The sequence below is a fragment of the Demequina soli genome (assembly GCF_000971195.1).
Taxonomy (GTDB): Bacteria; Actinomycetota; Actinomycetes; order Actinomycetales; family Demequinaceae; genus Demequina; species Demequina soli.
Map to the genome: position 1 here is coordinate 38,708 of NZ_BBLZ01000001.1, position 17,723 is coordinate 56,430.

Here is a 17,723-nt window from a genome sequence, read left to right on the forward strand (position 1 = left end):
AGGACGGCGAAGGGCGGGGAGGATCGCTCCTCCCCGCCCCTGCGCGTGCGGACCGCGCTACGGACGCGCGGCGCCCGCCTCCTCGCACTCCTCGGCGCGCGGGTCGAGGAAGTCGGCGGTCGCGCCATCGACCTCGAGCGCCTCGGGCACGGCGTCCCTCGCGACGGTGGTGCGCAGCGGGATCTCCTTGACGAAGGCGAGCAGCACCACGCCGACGGCCGCGAGCGGCACCATGAGGAGGAAGGCCGGGGTCAGCGCGTCGTTGTAGGCGCCGACGATGACGTCGTGGATCTGGTCGGGCAGCTCGGCCACCACGGAGGGCGACAGCGAGTTGGTGCCGCCGCCGGACGCGAGGGCGTCGGCCGGCATGCGCTCGACCAGCAGGTCGAGCAGCCTCGTGGTGAACATCGACCCGACGATCGCGGTGCCGAGCGAGGCGCCCACCTGGCGGAAGTAGTTGTTGCCGGCGGTGGCCGTGCCGACCATGGTCAGCGGGAACGAGTTCTGCACCATGAGCACGATGGTCTGCATCGACATGCCCAGGCCGAGCCCCATGAGCGCGAGGTACGAGCACGTGATCCACACCGCGGTGTCGGCGGTGAGCGTCGAGAGCAGGTACTCCGAGCCGCACAGCACGGCCGCGCCGATCACGGGGTACCACTTGTAGCGGCCGGTCTTGGAGACGACGAAGCCGGTGGTGGTCGACGTGATGAGCATGACGAGCATCATCGGGGCGAGCAGCAGGCCCGCCTCGGTCGCGTTCACCGACGCGACCATCTGCAGGTACGTGGGCATGTAGCCGAGCACGCCGAACATGCCGATGCCGATGAACACGCCCGCGATGGTGGTGAGGTTGAAGGTGCGCGAGCGGAACAGGTGCAGCGGCATGACCGGCTCGGCGGCCCGGCGCTCGACCAGCACGAACGCGACGGCGGCGACCACGGCGGCCGCGATGAGCCCGATGATCTGGGCGGACGCCCACTCGTACGTGCGGCCGCCCAGGGACGTCACGAGGACGATGCACGAGGTGGCGACCGCGAGCAGCGCCATGCCGGCGACGTCGAGGCGGGGCTTCGCGCGGTCCGTGGGCGCGGGGTGGAGGAAGACCGCGGCCATGACGATCGCGAGGATGCCGAGCGGCACGTTGATCCACAGGCCCCAGCGCCACGTGAGGCTCTCGGTGAACCAGCCGCCGAGCAGCGGGCCGGCCACCGAGGCGACGGCGAACGCCGCGCCCATGATGCCCATGTACTTCCCGCGCTCGCGGGCGGGGACCACGTCGGCGATGATGGCCTGCGCGAGGATCATGAGGCCGCCTGCGCCGAGGCCCTGGATTGCGCGGGCCGCGATGAGCAGCGTCATGGTGCCGGCGAGCCCGCCCACGATCGAGCCCGCGACGAAGATCGCGATGGCGCCGATGAACAGGCCCTTGCGGCCGATGAGGTCGCCGATCTTGCCGTAGACCGGGATCACGATGGTCGACGCGAGGATGTAGGCCGTGGTGACCCACAGCATGTGGTCCACCCCGTCGAGCTCGCCCACGATGGTGGGCAGCGCGGTCGAGAAGATGGTCTGGCTCAGCGACGACAGCAGCATCGCAGTCATGAGGCCGATGAAGACGGGGATGACGTTGCGCGTGCCCGCGGGGGCCGATGCGCGCGTGTCCAAGGTGGCGGTCATTGATCACTTTCGGGTGGGGACGGGCACGGATCCCGACGCCTGCGGGTCGAGGACGACGCGGGCGCGAGCCGCGCCGTCACGTCGTGCATCGTCGGTATTCTTGCAGACTCTGCATTTTTGCGTCAAGTGCAGACGCGTGGTCCCCGGGTGCACGCAGGGGCCGGGACGGCGATCCGTCCCGGCCCCTGCGTGGATGCGGGTGCTACGCCTGCGTGGCGGCCGCCTCGCCAGCATCCGCCGCGGCGCCGACCGCGACCGGCCCGTCGGCGGGCTCGGGCGTCGGCGCGCCGGCGCCGCGGTCGAGCGTGGTGCGCAGCGGCACCTCCTTGACGAGCGCGAGGAGGCCGAGCGCGAGCAGCGCGAGCGGCACGATATAGAGGAACACCGGGGTGAGCGCGTCGTTGTACGCGCTCACGATGACGTCCTGCAGCTGCTGCGGCAGCTCCTGCACGGCCTCGGGCGTGAGGCTGTTCGCGCCGCCGCCCGCCGCCGCGCCCGCGGGCATGCGCTCGGTCAGCAGGTCCACGAGGTTGGAGGTGAAGATCGAGCCCACCACGGCGGCGCCGAGCGACGCGCCGATCTGGCGGAAGTAGTTGTTCGCCGCGGTGGCCGTGCCGACCATCGTGAGCGGGAACGTGTTCTGCACGATGAGCACGAGGGTCTGCATCTGCATGCCCAGCCCCAGGCCGAAGACCGCCAGGTACGCGCACGTCACCCAGATGGGCTGCGTCCACGACATGGTCGACAGCAGGAACATGCCCACCGCGATGATGCCCGAGCCGAGGATCGGGTAGACCTTGTAACGGCCCGTCCTGGACACGGCGCGGCCGACGATGATCGACGTGGGCAGCATCGCGCCCATCATCGGGATCATGAGCAGGCCCGCCGTGGTGGCGCTGACCTGCGCGACCATCTGGAGGTACGTGGGCATGTAGGCGAGCGTGCCGAACATCGCGATGCCGACGAGCAGGCCCGCGGCCGTCGTGAGGTTGAAGTTGCGCTCCGTGAAGAGCGTGAGCGGCATGATCGGCTCCGCGGCGCGGCGCTCGACCAGCACGAACAGCACGCCCGCGACCACGGTCAGCGCGATGAGGCCGAGGATGATCGGGTCGGACCAGTCGTAGGTGTTGCCGCCCCACGAGGTGAACAGCACGAGCGCGGCGGACGCGATCGCGATGAGCGCCATGCCCGCGAAGTCGACGCGCGGACGCGCGCGGTCCTCGGGGTTCGGGTGGAGGAAGACGATCGCCGAGAGGATCGCGAGCGCGCCCAGCGGCACGTTGATCCACAGGCACCACTGCCAGCCGATGGACTCGGTGAACCAGCCGCCGAGCAGCGGGCCGACGATCGAGGCGAGCGCGAACACGCCGCCCATGACGCCCATGTACTTGCCGCGCTCACGCGCCGGCACGATGTCCGCGATGATCGCCTGCGACAGGATCATGAGTCCGCCGCCGCCCAGGCCCTGGATGGCGCGGCCGACGATGAGCTCGGTCATGCCGCCGGCAAGCGCGCCCACGATGGAGCCGACGATGAAGATGGAGATCGCGGCGATGAACAGCGACTTGCGGCCGATGAGGTCGCCCAGCTTGCCGTAGACCGGCATCATGATCGTCGCCGCGAGGACGTACGCGGTGGTGACCCACAGCATGTGGTCCACGCCGTCGAGCTCGCCGACGATGGTGGGCAGGGCGGTGGAGAAGATCGTCTGGTCGAGGGCGGACAGCAGCATGGCCGTCATGAGCCCGACCAGGACCAGCAGGATGCCCCTGTGGTCGGTCGCGGGCGCGTGGGCGCGCGCGGACGTGGCGTCAGACATGGTCTCTCTTTCGGGGTGGGGACGGGGTGGCGCTCGCGCGCCGGACGATGCGAGGTGCCGGACGGGCGCGGGTGGCGCCATCGCGTCGGGCAACGGGACATCCTTGCAGACGCTGCAATTTTGCGTCAAGCGCACGCGAGGGGACGGTGCGCCGGCGCGGCGCGCATCGTCCCCACCCGTCCGCGGCGGGTCAGGCCTGCGCGGCCCCGCTGCGCTCCCCCACGTCGTCGCCGTCGTGGCGCTCGAGGTACGCGCTCGAGCCGCCGTCGACCTCGAAGGACTCGGGGACGGCGTCCTCGCGCGACGAGGTGCGCAGCGGCACCTCCGTGACGAACACGAGCAGCACCAGCGCGACCAGGGCGAGCGGCACGATCGCCAGGAACACGGGCGTGAGCGCGTCGTTGTAGGAGCCGATGATGATGTCCTGCGCCTGCTGCGGCAGGGTGCCGACGATCTCGGGCGTGATGCTGTTGGCCCCGTCGACCCCGCCCGCGGCGACGTCGGGCGGGATGCGCTCGGTGAGGAGCGACACGAGGTTGTTGGTGAAGACCGAGCCGACGATGGCCGCGCCGAGCGACGCGCCGATCTGGCGGAAGAAGTTGTTCGCCGCCGTCGCGGTGCCCACCATCGTGATGGGGAAGGTGTTCTGGACGATGAGCACGAGCGTCTGCATCATCATGCCGAGCCCCATGCCGAACACGGCGAGGTAGACGCACGTGAGCCACAGCCCCCGGTCGGGCGTCATGGTCGACAGCAGGAACAGACCGACCGCGACGATCGCCGAGCCGACGATCGGGTAGCGCTTGTAGCGCCCTGTCCGCGACACGGTGTTGCCCACGATGATCGAGGTGGGCAGCATCGCGCCCATCATGGGGATCATGAGCAGGCCCGCCTCCGTGGCGCCCACCTGGCCGACCATCTGCAGGTAGGTGGGCATGTAGGCGAGCGTGCCGAACATCGCGACGCCGATCATGAGGCCCGCGGCGGTCGTGAGGTTGAAGTTGCGCTCCCGGAACAGCAGCAGCGGCATCACGGGCTCGGCGGCGCGGCGCTCGACCAGCACGAACAGCACGCCGGCGACGACCGTGAGCGCGATGAGGCCCAGGATGACGGGGCTGGTCCACTCGTAGTGACCGCCTCCCCACGAGGTGAACAGCACGAGGGACGATGCGGCGATCGCCAGCAGGATCATGCCCGCCACGTCGAGCGTGGGGCGCCCGCGGTCCTGCGGGTTGGGGTGGAGGAAGATCGACACCGACAGGATCGCGACGAGGCCCAGCGGCACGTTGATCCACAGGCACCACTGCCAGCCGGGCCCGTCGGTGAACCAGCCCCCCAGCAGCGGGCCGACCACGGACGACACGGCGAACGCGGCGCCCATGAGCCCCATGTAGCGCGCCCGCTCGCGCGCCGGCACGATGTCGGCGATCACCGCCTGCGACAGGATCATGAGGCCGCCGCCGCCGAGGCCCTGGATCGCGCGGCCCGCGATGAGCTCGGGCATCGCCGTGGCGAGGGCGCCGACCACGGACCCGACGATGAAGACCGCGATCGCGCCGATGAACAGCGACTTGCGGCCGATGAGGTCGCCCAGCTTGCCGTACACGGGCATCATCACCGTCGCGGCGAGGATGTACGCCGTGGTCACCCACAGCATGTGGTCGACGCCGTCAAGCTCGCCCACGATGGTGGGCAGGGCCGTGGAGAAGATCGTCTGGTCGAGGGCGGACAGGAGCATGGCGGTCATGAGGCCGACCATGACGAGCAGGATCTCCCTGCGATCGGCCACGTGGGGCTGGGCGTGCTCGGGCGTCATACCAGCCATCCTGCGGCATGCGGCGCCATCGCGCCTGGTGAGGGCGCCGCGGCCGCGCGGTCCAGGCGCGCGCTACATCTGCACGATGCGGCGCACGCGCGCGAGCACCATGGCGATGGCCTCGTCGATGCTCGCGTCCGCGTCCTCGCGATCGAGCCACACGCGGCTCGCGATGGGGAACGCGCCGGTGACCACCGCGACCACGAGCTGCGCCTCCTCGGCGCGCTCCGTCGGCGCCGTCTCGGGGTGCTGCGCGGTCAGGCGACGCTCGACGATGCGGGTGAGCGCCTGGCGCTTGCCCGCCACCCTGGCGAGCTGGAGGCCCTGGAGCTCGGGCTCCTGCGCGAACAGGCGTCGGCGCATGAGGAAGATCTCGCGGTCGGGGTCGCTCGCGACGAAGCCCGTGGCGATGAGGTGGAGCAGCCCGTCGACGACGGACCCTCGCGCCTCGACGAAGGCCTCGATGTCGGCGTCGAGCAGGGGCGCCTGCGCGAGGCCGAGGAGCGCCCCCTCCTTCGTGCCGAAGTAGTTGAAGTACGTGCGCGGCGAGATGTCGCTCGCCTCGCAGATCATGTCCACCGTGACGTGGTCGACGCCGTGCGCGAGGGCGAGCTCGAGCGCGGCGCGCTCGACGCGCCGGGTGCGGCGCGCGCGGTTGCGCTCGCGCAGGCCCGTCACGGGGGCGGAGGAGGACATGGCTGCATCATTGCAGACTCTGCACTTTCGCCTCAAGCGTCATAGGCCCGCCTGCCGCGTTCGCGGCACGGCTGCCGCCGCGGCTCAGCGGCCCCGCAGCTGGCGGATGTCGGGGAGGTCGTCGTCGCGGGCGAGCTCCTCGATGTTGACGTCCTTGAACGTCACGACGCGCACGTTGCGCACGAGGCGCGCGCTGCGGTAGACGTCCCAGACCCAGGCGTCGGCCATCGTCACCTCGAAGTAGATGTCGCCGCCGGACGCCTTGACCTGGAGGTCCACCTTGTTGCAGAGGTAGAAGCGGCGCTCGGTCTCGACGACGTACTGGAACAGCCCCACGACGTCCCTGTACTCGCGGTAGAGCGCGAGCTCCGCTTCGGTCTCGTAGTTCTCGAGGTCTTCGTGGCTCACCCGTCAATGATGGCGCGCGATGCCCCGGATGCGCCAATGCCGCGCCGGATCAGACCGCCCGGAACGGCAGCTTCCAGGAGACACGATGCAGCGGCGACGGCCCATGCGCGCGCAGCGCCTCGAGGTGGGAGTTGGCGCCGTAGCCCTTGTTGCTGTCCCACCCGTACTCGGGGTGGTCGACGTGCGCGAGCGCCATCATGGCGTCGCGCTCGACCTTGGCCAGCACGGACGCGGCGGCGATCGACGCGCACGCCCGGTCGCCCTTGACGACCATGGTCACCGGGGGCGCGGCCCAGTCGTCGGCGTGGTCGGAGAACAGGTCCGCGGGCGGCGGGGTGAGCCAGTCGTGGGTGCCGTCGAGCAGCACGGCGTCGACGGGGACCGGGATGGCGTCGAGCGCGCGCCGCGCGGCGAGGCGCAGCGCGGCGACGATGCCGACCTCGTCGATCTCGGCGGCGCTCGCGTGGCCGACGGCGCGCGCGGCACCGAAGGCGCGAAGAGGCGCGATGAGCGCCTCGCGGCGCGCCGCGCTGAGGAGCTTGGAGTCGGTGAGGCCCTCGGGCCAGGCGTCGCAGCGCGTGAGCACGACGACGCCGACGCTGACCGGCCCGGCGAGGGCGCCGCGGCCCACCTCGTCGATGCCGGCGACGGCGTCGAGGCCGGCGTCCCACAGGGCGGCCTCGTGAAGGAGCGAGACCGTCATGTCAGGACCCGGTGGTCGCGGCCTGATCGCCGAAGGGGTTGCCGACGCCGCCGAAGCGGTCGAGGGGCCACACGATCGCGAACGTGGTGCCGACGACGTTGGCCTCGGGGACGGTGCCGCCGCCCGGGTCGCCCATGTGGGCGCGCGAGTCCAGGCTGTCGTCGCGGTTGTCGCCCATCACCCACAGGTAGCCCGCGGGGACCTCGACGCGGAAGGTGGTGCCGCACGGGCGCGCGCCGGGCGCGATGTAGTCCTCCTGGAGCGCGACGCCGTTGACCGTCACCTGGCCGTCGGGGTCGGTGCACTCGACGATGTCGCCGGGCAGGCCGATGACGCGCTTGACGAGGTGCTCTCCCGCGTCCTCGGGCAGCAGGCCGGTCCACGTGAGGACGTCCTTGACCACGAGGTGGAGGCCGGTCGCCTGGTCGGCGGGCTCGCCGAGCCAGTGGGCGGGGTCCTTGAAGACGACCACGTCGCCGCGACGCAGCGGCAGCGGGTCGGGGCGCCACTTGGTGACGAGGATCCGGTCGCCGACGTCGAGGGTGGGCACCATCGACGCGGACGGGATGAAGAACGACTGGAAGAAGAACGTCTTGATGAGCAGCGAGAGCAGCAGCGCGCTCACGACGACGACGACGATCTCCTTGACCCAGCCCCATGCACGACGGCCGGCGGACGGGGAACCGTCCGCCGGCGCGTCAGCGCTGGTCGCGATCTTAGTTCTCGCGCTTCTCGCGGATGCGAGCCGCCTTGCCGCGCAGGTTGCGCAGGTAGTACAGCTTCGCGCGGCGCACGTCACCACGACGCTCGACCTCGATCTTCTCGATGGTCGGGGTGTGGATCGGGAAGATGCGCTCGACGCCGACGCCGAACGAGATCTTACGGACCGTGAAGGTCTCGCCGATGCCCTGGCCCGCGCGGGCGATGACGACGCCCTGGAAGACCTGGACACGGGAGCGGTTGCCCTCGATGACCTTCACGTGCACCTTCACGGTGTCACCGGCGCGGAACGCCGGGACGTCGTCGCGGAGCTGGCCCGCGACCACGTTGTCAAGCTTCTGCATGACTGTCTCTCCTCGCACATGCCACAGGTCACGCGCGGTATCCGCCTTGCGGCGATCGTTGATGACCGGTGCGTCACGTGGTGCGCCGAACCCCCTGTGGCAGGTCCCGGCGCCGCACGCACCGAGGATCTATTCTGCCACACCGTGCCCGGACGATGCGAGGGCCCGGTGGTCCCGGCGCGTCACCAGGCGCCGTCGTCGCCCGAGGGCAGCAGGTCGGGCCGGCGCTCGCGCGTGCGGGCGAGCTGCTGCTCGTGGCGCCACTCGGTGATCCGGGCGTGGTGCCCGCTCAGCAGCACGTCGGGCACGTCGAGCCCGCGCCACGACTGGGGGCGCGTGTAGCTGGGGTACTCGAGCAGGCCGTCGGAGTGCGACTCCTCGACGATCGACTGCGCGTTGCCCATGAAGCCAGGGATGAGCCGCGTCACGGCCTCGATCATCGCGTAGGCCGCGACCTCTCCCCCGTTGAGCACGTAGTCACCGAGGCTCACCTCGAGCACCCGGTAGCCCGCCTCGAGGTAGTGCTCGGCGACGCGCGCGTCGATGCCCTCGTAGCGGCCGCACGCGAACACCAGCTGCTCGGCGTGGGACAGGTCCTGCGCGAGCGCCTGGGTGAAGCGCACGCCGGCGGGGCTGGGGACCACGAGCACGCCGGCGGGCCGCAGCACGTCGTCGAGCGCCTTGCCCCACACATCCGGCTTCATCACCATGCCGGCGCCGCCGCCGAACGGCGCGTCGTCGACCGTGCGGTGCACGTCGGCCGTGCCGTCGGCCTTGAACGCGGCGTAGTCGCGCAGGTCGTGGACGTGGGTCTCGACGAGCTCCGCCTGGCGCGCCTTGCCCAGCAGCGACACGTCGAGCACGCCGAAGAACTCCGGGAAGATCGTGACGACGTCGATGCGCATCCTCATGCCGACGTCTCCCCCGTGACCTCGGGCTCCTCGCCCGCGAGCAGGCCGTACGGCGGCGTGAGGACCACGCGGCCCGCCTCGACGTCGACCTCGGGCACGAACTCCTCGACGAACGGGATCATCGCGCGGTGGCCGCCGGGCTGCTTGACCACGAGCAGGTCCTGCGCGGGCATCGACAGCAGGTCGACGACCTCGCCGACCGCGGAGCCGTCGGGACGCACCGCCGCGAGCCCGACGAGCTGGTGGACGTACCAGGCGTCCTCCTCGTCGGACTCGTCGCCGTCGATGGTGAGCTCGACGCCGCGTGCCGCCTCGGCGGCCTCGCGGGTGGCGATCTCGGCGAAGCGGACGTACCAACGGCCTCCCTGGACGCGGACGTGGTCGACGGTGAGGGGCCCTGCGGCGGCGGGCTCGGTGTCGAGCACCTCGCCGGGAACCAGGCGGTCCTCGGGGATGTCGGTGCGCAGCTCGACCGACACCTCTCCCTTGAGCCCGTGGGCGCGGCCGATGCGGGCGACGGTCAATCTCATGACACCAGGGTACTTTCACCCCGGAGGTCGCCCTCCCCCGCGCTAGCGTGGAGCCACGTCGACAAGGGGAGCATCGCATGGCCGAGACCGCGGTCCGCCCGCCGGCGGTGCTGTTCGCCGTCATCCTCACGTGGGTCGCGGCCATCTCCGACCTCGCGACCGGCGCGGCGCTCGTGTGGCTGAGCCTCCACATGGGCGGGGTCGACCTGACCCTCACGGACTCCGAGCTGCGCGCGTACGCGTTCGCGCTCCTGGGTGTCGCGCTGCTCACGTGCGCCTTCGCGCTGGGCCTCGCGGCCGGCTCGCAGCTGTCGCGCGTGGTGGTCATGCTCATCATGGCGGCGCGCCTCGCGGGCGGTGTCTACGCGTCGAGCGTCATCGGCGACGCGCTGCGCTGGCAGACCAGCGGGCAGATGGTCGGCTCGCTGCTCATCATCCTCGCGCTCGCCACGCCGCGCGCGTTCGCCTACTTCCGGTCATCCTGAGAGCAGGCGCGATGCGCCTCTGACCGCGAGGGGGCGGCGATGGCCGGCAAGCGACCCGGATCCGTGACGTTCGTGGCGGCGCTCACCTGGCTGGTGGTGGTGGCCGACCTGGCGGCGGGCGTCGCGATGATCTGGCTGTACTACCACCCTGACCAGGTCGGCGGCTCGGTCGACTCCGCGAACCTGCTCTGGTACGGCATCACGACGCTGGTGATGGGCGCATTCACCGCGGCCGTCGCGGCGGGGCTCGCGATGGGCTCCCAGGGAGCGCGCTGGATCGTCATCCTGATGATGCTCGCGCGGATCGCGGGAGGCGCCTACGCGCTGAGCAAGGTGGGCGGCACGTTCGCGTGGCAGGCGGCGGGAGAGATCGTGATCGCGGTCGTCGTGATCGCGCTGCTCCTCGGCGCGCACGCCCGCGCCTGGTTCCGCGCCGTCCCCGCCTGACCCGCGCATCGTCCCGGCGCCCGGGAACGGGAAAGGCCCCCGCCCGACCAAGGTCGGGACGGGGGCCTCACGGCGTATGCCAGCGCTTATGCGACGTCCACGATGTTGACGCGGACGTCGTCGCGCGCGATGGCCTCGACGACCGTCCGGATCGCCGTCGCGGTGCGACCGCGGCGGCCGATGACCCGGGGAAGGTCGTCGGGGTGCACCACCACGTTGAGGGTGGTGCCGCGACGCCCGGAGCGCTCGGTCACGCGCACGTCGTCCGGGTTGCGGACGATGCTGCGGACCAGGAACTCGAGAGCGTCGACGACCATCGTCAGTTCTCCTCGGCGGGAGCCTCGGCGGCCTCGTCGGCGACCTCGGCGTCGGCGGCGGCAGCGGCGGCCTCCTCAGCCTTCGCGGCCTCCTTCTTGGCGGCGGCGTCGGCCTTCGCCTTCTCGGCGGCGTCCGCGTGAGCCTTGATGGCGTCGGCGGCGTCGGCCTTGGCGGAGGCACCCTTGACGGTGCTGACGCCCTTCTCACCCTTGAAGGTGGCCCAGTCGCCGGTCAGCTTGAGCAGCGCGCGGACCTGGTCGGTCGGCTGGGCGCCGACGGAGAGCCAGTGCTGCGCGCGCTCCGAGTCGATCTCGATGACCGAGGGCTCCTCGGTGGGGTGGTACTTGCCGATCTCCTCGATCGCACGGCCGTCGCGCTTGGTGCGCGAGTCCATGACGACGACGCGGTAGAACGGGGCGCGCTTCTTGCCGAAGCGCTTGAGGCGGATCTTGACAGCCATGGCTGTTCTCCTTCTGAATTCGGTGTGAGCCGGATCGCCGCCCCCGGGGAATCACGGGAGAGCCGACCTGACAAGACGAATCGATGACGCGCGGGTAGAGGGCCGCGGTCACCAGCGACCCATTGTGCCAGACGGGACGATGCGCGACCAACCACGCGCCGGACGGCCGCGCCTCACCGGACGCTGGGCCACCCCGGGCTGGTCTGCGCATCGTACGTGCCGTCGTGGCGCCCGCCCGTCACGACCAGGACCTCGAGGCCGCGCTCGAGCGCGGGCGTGATGACGCGCGGCCCTCCCCCGCAGATCGCGGTGGCCCACGCGTCGCACTCCGTGAGGTCCCGGCCCGCGACCGAGACCTGCAGGTAGTGGCGCGCGACCTCGCCCGTGACGGGGTCCCAGATGTGGTCGACCACCTGCGCGCCGCCCGACGTGGCGAGCGCCGTGAACGCGCCGCCGAGCTCGACGACGTCGATCACCGGGGTGCCGGCCGGGTCGCCGGCGACGTGCGGGTCGGCGATGCCGATGCGCCGCGTGCGCGCGCCCGCGACGAGGATGTCGCCCGCGGCGCCCACCATCCAGTCGCTGGCCCTCGCCGCGCGCAGGTGCCGGCTCGCGTGGGCGACGGCCCAGCCCTTGACCAGGCCCGTCGGGTCCAGCACGCCGTCCTTGCGGCGCGCGTCGAACCCGCCCGCGGTGGCCTCGCGGTACCACTCGCACGCCTCGAGCACCTCGCGCAGCTCGTGCGGGGCCTCGTCGAGCGTGACGTCGCCGCGCAGGTAGCCGCTGAGGTACGAGTCGTCCTTCCACAGCGAGAACACCTCGTCGGCCCACACGAGCGCGCCGTGGAACTGCGCGACGGCGCCGTCGACCTCGAGCGGGTCCGGGTCGTCGAGCTCGATCACGAACGGCATCGCCATCGCGTGCACCGTGGTGCGGTACGTCTCGGTCGTCGTCACAGCCCTGCCTCCTCGAACGCGCCGCGCAGCGACTCGGTGAACGCGGGGGACGTGAACGACGCCCCCGAGACGGCCGCGACGTCCCACGTCTGCGCGGCGAGGACCTCGTCGCGCAGCGCGGGGATCGCGACCGCGTTGATCTGGACCGACTGGGCGTCGGGGGTGCCCGCGACCACGGCCTGGACGTCCGTCACCTGCCCGTCGGCGACGGTGATGCGGGCCTGGTAGTCGCCGCGCGCGTTGGTGACCACGGGACCGTCGTAGGTGGACGATGCGCCGGTCGCGCCCGCGGTGGCGCTCACCGTGGGCGTGGGGCTCGGGGTCGCGCCGGGCGTCGCGGACGCCGCGGGGCTCGACGGCGCGACGAGGTCGAGCGTGGGCAGCTCCTTGGGGGACGCGGCCCAGCCCGCCCCCACGATCGCGGCGCACCCGCCCGCGACCAGCACCGCCCTCGACCCGCGCATCGTCTAGCCCTTCGCCGCCTGGTCGAGCGCGCCCTGGATGGACTCCAGGAACGCGGGGGACGTGAACGAGGAGCCGGACACGGCCTCGACGTCGGCGCTCTGGGCCGCGAGGACCTTGTCGCGCAGCTCGGGGATCGCGCGCGTGTTGATCCGGGTCGACTCGGGGTCCTGGGTGCCCGCCTCGATGGCCTGCACGTCGGTGATGCGCCCGCCCTCGATGGTCACCTGGGCCTGGTAGCCGCCGCGGATGTTGGTCACGCGCGGCCCGTCGAACGTGCCGTCGCTGTAGTCGACGGCGGGCGCCGCGTCGCCCTCCGCGGAGGCGTCGCCCCCGCACGCGCTCAGCGCGGTCGCCGCCACCCCCGCGAACGCGAGCGCGCCCACCGTCCTGGTCATCGTCCTCATGCCCGTCCCCTCACCATCCGAACCTCTCGCGGTGGATCGCGCCCGCGGGCACGCCGGCCGCGCGCGCGTCGCGCTCCACCGCGTCGGCCCACGCGACGGGGCCGCACACGTACACGTCGCGCGCGGCGACGTCGGGCACGATACCGGCCAGGGTCTCCCCCGCCGCCGTGCCCCAGCCCGGGCCGCGCGGCCCCTCGAGGATCACGAGGCGGGCGCCGCGCTCGGCCGCGAGCGCCTCCACCTCGTCGAGCAGGGGCGCCTCGGCGCGCGAGCGCACGCGCCAGACGACGGTGCACGCGGGGTGGGCCTCGTCGAGCATCGCGCGGACCGGGGTGATGCCGATCCCCGACGCCACGAGCACGCAGCCCGACGCGGTCCGCGCGACCTCGGAGAACACGCCGAGCGGGCCCTCGACGAGGACCCGCGTGCCGACCTCGAGCCCGCGCACGGCTGCCGAGGCGTCGCCCGACGGCTTGACCGTGATGCGCAGCGCGTCGGGGCGTGGCGCGCGCGACAGCGACCACGGGTGGGCCTGGGTCCACCGCTCGCGGTCGAGGAAGCGCCACAGGAGGAACTGCCCGGGCCGGGCGCCCAGCCGGTCGAGGCCGCGCCCGCGCATCGTCACGCTCGTGGAGCCGTCCGGGTGGGTCTCGACCGCGGCGACGCGCAGGTCGTGGCGGCCGAGCAGCCACAGGGGACGGACGATGCGGAACGCCACGAAGGATCCGACCGCGAGCGCCCACAGCGCGAGCCAGAACCACCACGCCGCTCCCCCGGACCGGAATGTCGAGCCCTCGAGGAACTGGTGCGGCACCACGAGCGCGATCGCGGCGTAGACGAGCAGGTGGACCGCGTGCCAGCGCTCGTAGCGCCACCGCGAGCGGATCGCGACGAGGGACGTGGCGACCACGATCGCGAACAGGCCCAGGCCGGCCTGGGCGGCGGGGATGAACCACCCCAGCTGCCACAGCGCGGTGGTCTCGGCGAGGATCGAGCGGCCGTCGTAGCGGGCGCTCATCGCGAGGATGAGCCCGACGTGGACGAGCATGAGGACGAACGCGACCTTGCCCAGCCGCATGTGCACCGCGGCGGCGCGGTCGTGGCCCACGACGCGCTCGACGTAGGGCGCGCGCGAGATCAGGGTGATCTGGCTCAGCACCAGCACGGCGGCCACGATCCCGGCGACGCGGCCGAGCCCGTAGAGGTGGTCCACCGGCGCGGTCGCGAGCAGCCCGCCCGAGGCGACGAAGAACGCGACGCCCACCGCCGCCACGAGGTAGATCGCGGCCTCGAGGCCGTCGCGCCACCATCCGCGGCGGGCGGTGCGGCGCGCGTACGCCTCGACGGTGCTCACGGGGCCTCCGGGGGCTCGGGGACGGGTCTGCCGATGACACGAGGGAGCGCCGGCGTCGGTTCACGCCGGCGCACTCGCATCGTACGGCCTACCAGGCGAACTCCTCCGCATGCCGGCGGTCCTTGGGCACCCCGGCGCGCGCCGCATCGTCCATCACCGCGTCGACCCACGGCAGCGGGCCGCACGCGTAGACGTCGGCGTGCGCGATGCCGGGCACGAGGTCGGCGAGGCGGACGGGCATCGCGGCGGGCGACCAGCCGTCCCCGCGGCGGCCGGCGAGCACGTGGAGCGTGGCGCCGCGGGCGGCCGCCACCTCCTGGAGCTCGTCGAGGTGGGGGATCTCCGCCTCGGTGCTGGCGCGGACCACCACGGTGCAGCCGCCCGGGCGGATGTCCGCGCTCTCGAGCAGGGCGAGGATCGGGGTGATGCCGATGCCGGCGCCGGCGAGGACCAGATGGTCGCCGCCGCGCGCCTCATCGGTGAACACGCCGAGCGGACCCTCGACCATCACCCGGGTGCCGGGCTTGAGGTGGCGCAGCGCGGCCGACGAGTCGCCGAGCGGCTTGACCGTGATGCGCATCCACCCGTCGCGGGCGGCGCGGGACAGCGAGTACGGGTGCGCCTGGCCCCACATGCCCGGGGTGAGGAAGCGGAACAGGAAGAACTGGCCGCCCTTGCTGCCGAGCCTGCGCAGGTGACGGCCGTGCATCGCGATGACGGTCGAGCCGTCCGCGAGCGTGCCCACGGCGGCGACGCGGACGCGGTGGCGCAGGAAGCGCGTGAGGGGGCGCACCACGCGGTAGCCGATGAGGCCGACCACGGCCACGGTCCACAGCGTCATCCAGTACCACCACGCGAACCCCATGGTCATGAACGTCTCGCCGGAGGTGAGCTGGTGCGGGATGGACAGGCCGACCGCGACGTAGCTGAACAGGTGGACGGCGTGCCAGTCCTCGTACTTCCAGCGGCTGCGGACGATCGCGTAGGACGTGACGACCACCGCGACCAGCACGATGAAGCCGACGCTCGCCATGAACATGGGCCCGCCGTAGTGGATCGCGAACGTCCAGATCTGGTCGAGGATGCCGGTCTGCGTGGGCAGCGCGTAGCCCGCCACGAGCGTCGCGATGTGGGCGATGATGACGATGAAGCCGAGCCGCCCGAGCTGCGAGTGGATGCGCGCGGCACGGTCGTGGCCGACGCTGCGCTCGACCAGCGGGATGCGCGCGATGAGGATGAGCTGGGCCATGATCATCGTGGAGGCGGCGATGCCCGTGATGCGGCCGAACGTGATGAGCACGCCGGACAGGCTGCCCACGTCGACCGTGCCCGAGGCGAGCATGAGCGACACCCCGACGACGCCGGCGAGCCACGCGGAGGCCTCGAGCACGTCGCGGCGGCGGCCGGCCCGTGCGGAGCGGTCCTGGCGGTGCGCGACCTTGGGGTCGAGCGGACGGTGCGCCACGGCGGTCACGCGAGCCCCGCGGCCTGCATCGCGCTGGTCACCGCGTCCTCGACGGCCTGGGACGTGAAGCTCGCGCCCGACACGTAGCCGACGTTGGTGTCCTGCGCCTTGAGGATCGCGTCCTGGAGGACCGGGACCGCATAGCTGTTGATCTGCTGCGAGTGCGGATCGCTCTCGCCCTCCTGCAGCCAGGTGATGTCGGTCATCTGGCCGTCCGTGACCGTGATCTCGGCCTGGAAGGTGCCGTACCGGCTCGAGACGGCCTGGCCGTCGTACGTGCCCGACGCCGCCGCGCTGGAGGAGCTCGAGGACGAGCCGGAGCTCGACGAGCCGGAGCTCGACGACGTGTCGGGGCTCGAGGAGCTCGAGCTCGACGATCCGCTCGACGACCCGCTGGACGAGGAGCCCTGGCTCGCTGACGAGGACGTGGACGAGGACGAGCCCGACGACGTGGAGGCGTCCGAGGCGGTGCTCTGCTGGGTGGACGCGGACGACTGCGCGGTGGTGGTGTCGGGGTTGAGGAACCCCGACCCCATCACGGCACCTGCGGACAGGAGCGTCGCGGAGAGGCCGGTGACGATGATGCCGGAGGATCGCTTCATGGTCCTCATCTCACCGGGGCCGCCTGGGATGCCCCCCTGGGGATGCTGAGAGTTCGCTGAGAGCCGCTAGACCGGGTCGCCGCGCAGCACGATGTGCCGGGGCTCGGCGAGCGCCCGGATGTCCTCGCGCGGATCGCTCGCGTAGACGACGAGATCCGCGGAGGCGCCCTCCTCGAGGCCCGGGACGCCGAGGAAGTCGCGCGCGCGCCACGACGCCGACGCGACCACGTCCGCGGCGGGGATGCCGGCGGCGACCATGAGCGCGGCCTCGGCCGGCAGCGCGCCGTGGCCGATGGTGCCGCCCGCGTCGGTGCCGACCAGCAGGGGCACGCCGGCCTCGTGGAGGGCGCGGGCGTGCGCGAGACGCCGCTCGTGCATCGGCCGCATGCGCGCCGCATACGCCGGGAACCGCGCCTCGCCCTGATCCGCGTACGCCTCGAAGCGGGCGACCTGGAGCAGCGTCGGCACCACGGGGATGCCGCGGCGCGCGGCCTCGGCCATGTGGTCGGCCGTCATGCCGGTGCCGTGCTCGATGCAGTCGATGCCGCCGTCGAGCAGCGCGTCGAGCGTCTCGGTGGCGAAGGTGTGCGCGGTGACGCGGGCGCCCGCCTCGTGCGCCGCGGCGATGCCCTCGGCGAGCACGTCGGCGGGCCACAGCGGGGTGAGGTCGCCCACCTCACGATCGATCCAGTCGGCGATGATCTTGACCCAGCCGTCGCCCTTGCGCGCCTCCTCGGCCATGACGGCGGGCAGGTCGGCCACCTCGATCTCGCGGGCGTAGTGGCGCAGGTAGCGCTTGGGCCGCGCGATGAAGCGCCCCGCGCGGACGATGCGCGGGGCCGTGAGCACGTGGTCGAGGAACCGCGTGTCGGAGGGCGAGCCCGCGTCGCGGATCAGCAGCGTGCCGGCGTCCCGGTCGACGAGCGCCTGCTTGAGCGCGAGGTCCTCGTCGACCGCTCCCCCGCTGTCGAGACCGACGTGGCAGTGCACGTCGACCAGCCCGGGTACCACCCAGCCGTCGAACGTGTGCCGCGCGGCCTCCGCGGGCGCGTCGAAGGTGACGCGGCCGTCCACCACCCAGGCCTCGTCCCGCACGTCGTCGTCGCCGACGACCACGGGGCCCGAGAGGTGGATCGCCAC

At 72.3% G+C, this 17,723-nt stretch carries 22 protein-coding genes; 3 read left to right on the plus strand and 19 right to left on the minus strand.

The genetic code is table 11. The annotated features are described in order from the left end of the window. Nucleotides 1-57 precede the first annotated feature (57 nt). The 10 genes from AOM04_RS00175 to rimM all read right to left on the minus strand — a co-directional run bounded on the left by AOM04_RS00175 (nt 58) and on the right by rimM (nt 9,627). A complete protein-coding gene (locus AOM04_RS00175) occupies nt 58-1,680 on the minus strand; it encodes an MDR family MFS transporter (protein WP_082104236.1) in 1,623 nt (540 codons plus the stop codon). A 202-nt stretch (nt 1,681-1,882) separates the two neighbouring features. Next, complete coding sequence (locus AOM04_RS00180; RefSeq protein WP_062460547.1) at nt 1,883-3,499, minus strand: MDR family MFS transporter; 1,617 nt, start codon at nt 3,497-3,499, stop codon at nt 1,883-1,885. A gap of 190 nt (nt 3,500-3,689) precedes the next feature. Further along, on the minus strand, nt 3,690-5,315 hold the full coding sequence (locus tag AOM04_RS00185; protein ID WP_082104237.1) for an MDR family MFS transporter: 1,626 nt from the start codon (nt 5,313-5,315) through the stop codon (nt 3,690-3,692). A gap of 72 nt (nt 5,316-5,387) precedes the next feature. Then, the gene (locus AOM04_RS00190; protein ID WP_062460553.1) at nt 5,388-6,011 is read right to left on the minus strand and encodes a TetR/AcrR family transcriptional regulator; all 624 of its coding nucleotides are present in this window, start codon (nt 6,009-6,011) and stop codon (nt 5,388-5,390) included. An 84-nt stretch (nt 6,012-6,095) separates the two neighbouring features. Next, nucleotides 6,096-6,419 (minus strand): DUF2469 domain-containing protein, encoded by a 324-nt coding sequence (locus AOM04_RS00195; protein ID WP_062460556.1) that lies wholly within the window; start codon nt 6,417-6,419, stop codon nt 6,096-6,098. 49 nt (nt 6,420-6,468) lie between these two features. Then, nucleotides 6,469-7,122, minus strand: a complete 654-nt coding sequence (rnhB, locus tag AOM04_RS00200) for a ribonuclease HII (protein ID WP_062460559.1) — start codon at nt 7,120-7,122, stop codon at nt 6,469-6,471. 1 nt (nt 7,123) lies between these two features. Continuing rightward, on the minus strand, nt 7,124-7,747 hold the full coding sequence (gene lepB / locus AOM04_RS00205) for a signal peptidase I (protein WP_267127735.1): 624 nt from the start codon (nt 7,745-7,747) through the stop codon (nt 7,124-7,126). Between the two features lie 91 nt (nt 7,748-7,838). Then, complete coding sequence (gene rplS, locus AOM04_RS00210; protein WP_062460562.1) at nt 7,839-8,186, minus strand: 50S ribosomal protein L19; 348 nt, start codon at nt 8,184-8,186, stop codon at nt 7,839-7,841. Nucleotides 8,187-8,368: 182 nt separating this feature from the next. Beyond that, on the minus strand, nt 8,369-9,091 hold the full coding sequence (gene trmD / locus AOM04_RS00215; protein ID WP_062460564.1) for a tRNA (guanosine(37)-N1)-methyltransferase TrmD: 723 nt from the start codon (nt 9,089-9,091) through the stop codon (nt 8,369-8,371). Nucleotides 9,092-9,093: 2 nt separating this feature from the next. After that, complete coding sequence (gene rimM, locus AOM04_RS00220; protein ID WP_062460568.1) at nt 9,094-9,627, minus strand: ribosome maturation factor RimM; 534 nt, start codon at nt 9,625-9,627, stop codon at nt 9,094-9,096. 77 nt (nt 9,628-9,704) lie between these two features. On the opposite strand from rimM, the gene AOM04_RS00225 reads away from it, so the two are divergent. Together AOM04_RS00225 and AOM04_RS00230 are read left to right on the plus strand one after the other, a co-directional pair. Next, nucleotides 9,705-10,112 carry a hypothetical protein gene (locus tag AOM04_RS00225; RefSeq protein WP_062460572.1) on the plus strand — a complete coding sequence of 136 codons (408 nt, stop codon included), beginning with the start codon at nt 9,705-9,707 and terminating at the stop codon, nt 10,110-10,112. Between the two features lie 39 nt (nt 10,113-10,151). Next, nucleotides 10,152-10,559 (plus strand): hypothetical protein, encoded by a 408-nt coding sequence (locus AOM04_RS00230; protein ID WP_062460575.1) that lies wholly within the window; start codon nt 10,152-10,154, stop codon nt 10,557-10,559. Nucleotides 10,560-10,645: 86 nt separating this feature from the next. Here AOM04_RS00230 and AOM04_RS00235 read toward each other — a convergent pair whose 3' ends face one another. The 8 genes from AOM04_RS00235 to AOM04_RS14720 form a co-directional block, all read right to left on the minus strand. Beyond that, nucleotides 10,646-10,876 carry a KH domain-containing protein gene (locus AOM04_RS00235; RefSeq protein WP_062287270.1) on the minus strand — a complete coding sequence of 77 codons (231 nt, stop codon included), beginning with the start codon at nt 10,874-10,876 and terminating at the stop codon, nt 10,646-10,648. Between the two features lie 2 nt (nt 10,877-10,878). Next, nucleotides 10,879-11,337 (minus strand): 30S ribosomal protein S16, encoded by a 459-nt coding sequence (gene rpsP / locus AOM04_RS00240; RefSeq protein WP_062460578.1) that lies wholly within the window; start codon nt 11,335-11,337, stop codon nt 10,879-10,881. A 173-nt stretch (nt 11,338-11,510) separates the two neighbouring features. Further along, the gene (locus AOM04_RS00245) at nt 11,511-12,293 is read right to left on the minus strand and encodes an FAD:protein FMN transferase (protein ID WP_062460581.1); all 783 of its coding nucleotides are present in this window, start codon (nt 12,291-12,293) and stop codon (nt 11,511-11,513) included. Then, nucleotides 12,290-12,757 (minus strand): FMN-binding protein, encoded by a 468-nt coding sequence (locus AOM04_RS00250; RefSeq protein WP_156160538.1) that lies wholly within the window; start codon nt 12,755-12,757, stop codon nt 12,290-12,292. The genes AOM04_RS00245 and AOM04_RS00250 overlap by 4 nt, the downstream gene beginning before the upstream one ends. Nucleotides 12,758-12,760: 3 nt before the next feature. Further along, a complete protein-coding gene (locus AOM04_RS00255; RefSeq protein ID WP_156160539.1) occupies nt 12,761-13,162 on the minus strand; it encodes an FMN-binding protein in 402 nt (133 codons plus the stop codon). Nucleotides 13,163-13,172: 10 nt separating this feature from the next. After that, complete coding sequence (locus AOM04_RS00260) at nt 13,173-14,516, minus strand: ferredoxin reductase family protein (protein WP_062460591.1); 1,344 nt, start codon at nt 14,514-14,516, stop codon at nt 13,173-13,175. Nucleotides 14,517-14,604: 88 nt separating this feature from the next. After that, complete coding sequence (locus AOM04_RS00265; RefSeq protein ID WP_062460594.1) at nt 14,605-15,990, minus strand: ferredoxin reductase family protein; 1,386 nt, start codon at nt 15,988-15,990, stop codon at nt 14,605-14,607. Continuing rightward, entirely contained in the window at nt 15,987-16,187 is a 201-nt protein-coding gene (locus tag AOM04_RS14720; RefSeq protein WP_062460597.1) for an FMN-binding protein, read from the minus strand. Before AOM04_RS14720 ends, AOM04_RS00265 begins: the two co-directional genes overlap by 4 nt. On the opposite strand from AOM04_RS14720, the gene AOM04_RS14725 reads away from it, so the two are divergent. Then, nucleotides 16,177-16,632, plus strand: coding sequence for a hypothetical protein (locus AOM04_RS14725; protein WP_169816386.1), 456 nt, complete (start codon nt 16,177-16,179; stop codon nt 16,630-16,632). The two genes, AOM04_RS14720 and AOM04_RS14725, sit on opposite strands and share 11 nt — an antisense overlap. Before the next feature lie 17 nt (nt 16,633-16,649). On the opposite strand, the gene AOM04_RS00280 is transcribed toward AOM04_RS14725, so the two are convergent. Further along, nucleotides 16,650-17,723 carry an amidohydrolase family protein gene (locus AOM04_RS00280; protein WP_062460603.1) on the minus strand — a complete coding sequence of 358 codons (1,074 nt, stop codon included), beginning with the start codon at nt 17,721-17,723 and terminating at the stop codon, nt 16,650-16,652.

Excerpts from the sequence above, each read along its gene's own strand:
- AOM04_RS00175 (WP_082104236.1), bottom strand. The coding sequence starts at position 1,680 with ATGACCGCCACCTTGGACACGCGCGCATCGGCCCCCGCGGGCACGCGC.
- AOM04_RS00180 (WP_062460547.1), bottom strand. The coding sequence starts at position 3,499 with ATGTCTGACGCCACGTCCGCGCGCGCCCACGCGCCCGCGACCGACCAC.
- AOM04_RS00185 (WP_082104237.1), bottom strand. The coding sequence starts at position 5,315 with ATGACGCCCGAGCACGCCCAGCCCCACGTGGCCGATCGCAGGGAGATC.
- AOM04_RS00190 (WP_062460553.1), bottom strand. The coding sequence starts at position 6,011 with ATGTCCTCCTCCGCCCCCGTGACGGGCCTGCGCGAGCGCAACCGCGCG.
- rnhB (WP_062460559.1), bottom strand. The coding sequence starts at position 7,122 with ATGACGGTCTCGCTCCTTCACGAGGCCGCCCTGTGGGACGCCGGCCTC.
- rplS (WP_062460562.1), bottom strand. The coding sequence starts at position 8,186 with ATGCAGAAGCTTGACAACGTGGTCGCGGGCCAGCTCCGCGACGACGTC.
- trmD (WP_062460564.1), bottom strand. The coding sequence starts at position 9,091 with ATGCGCATCGACGTCGTCACGATCTTCCCGGAGTTCTTCGGCGTGCTC.
- rimM (WP_062460568.1), bottom strand. The coding sequence starts at position 9,627 with ATGAGATTGACCGTCGCCCGCATCGGCCGCGCCCACGGGCTCAAGGGA.
- AOM04_RS00225 (WP_062460572.1), top strand. The coding sequence starts at position 9,705 with ATGGCCGAGACCGCGGTCCGCCCGCCGGCGGTGCTGTTCGCCGTCATC.
- AOM04_RS00230 (WP_062460575.1), top strand. The coding sequence starts at position 10,152 with ATGGCCGGCAAGCGACCCGGATCCGTGACGTTCGTGGCGGCGCTCACC.
- AOM04_RS00235 (WP_062287270.1), bottom strand. The coding sequence starts at position 10,876 with ATGGTCGTCGACGCTCTCGAGTTCCTGGTCCGCAGCATCGTCCGCAAC.
- rpsP (WP_062460578.1), bottom strand. The coding sequence starts at position 11,337 with ATGGCTGTCAAGATCCGCCTCAAGCGCTTCGGCAAGAAGCGCGCCCCG.
- AOM04_RS00250 (WP_156160538.1), bottom strand. The coding sequence starts at position 12,757 with ATGCGCGGGTCGAGGGCGGTGCTGGTCGCGGGCGGGTGCGCCGCGATC.
- AOM04_RS00255 (WP_156160539.1), bottom strand. The coding sequence starts at position 13,162 with ATGAGGACGATGACCAGGACGGTGGGCGCGCTCGCGTTCGCGGGGGTG.
- AOM04_RS14725 (WP_169816386.1), top strand. The coding sequence starts at position 16,177 with ATGTCGGTCATCTGGCCGTCCGTGACCGTGATCTCGGCCTGGAAGGTG.
- AOM04_RS14720 (WP_062460597.1), bottom strand. The coding sequence starts at position 16,187 with ATGACCGACATCACCTGGCTGCAGGAGGGCGAGAGCGATCCGCACTCG.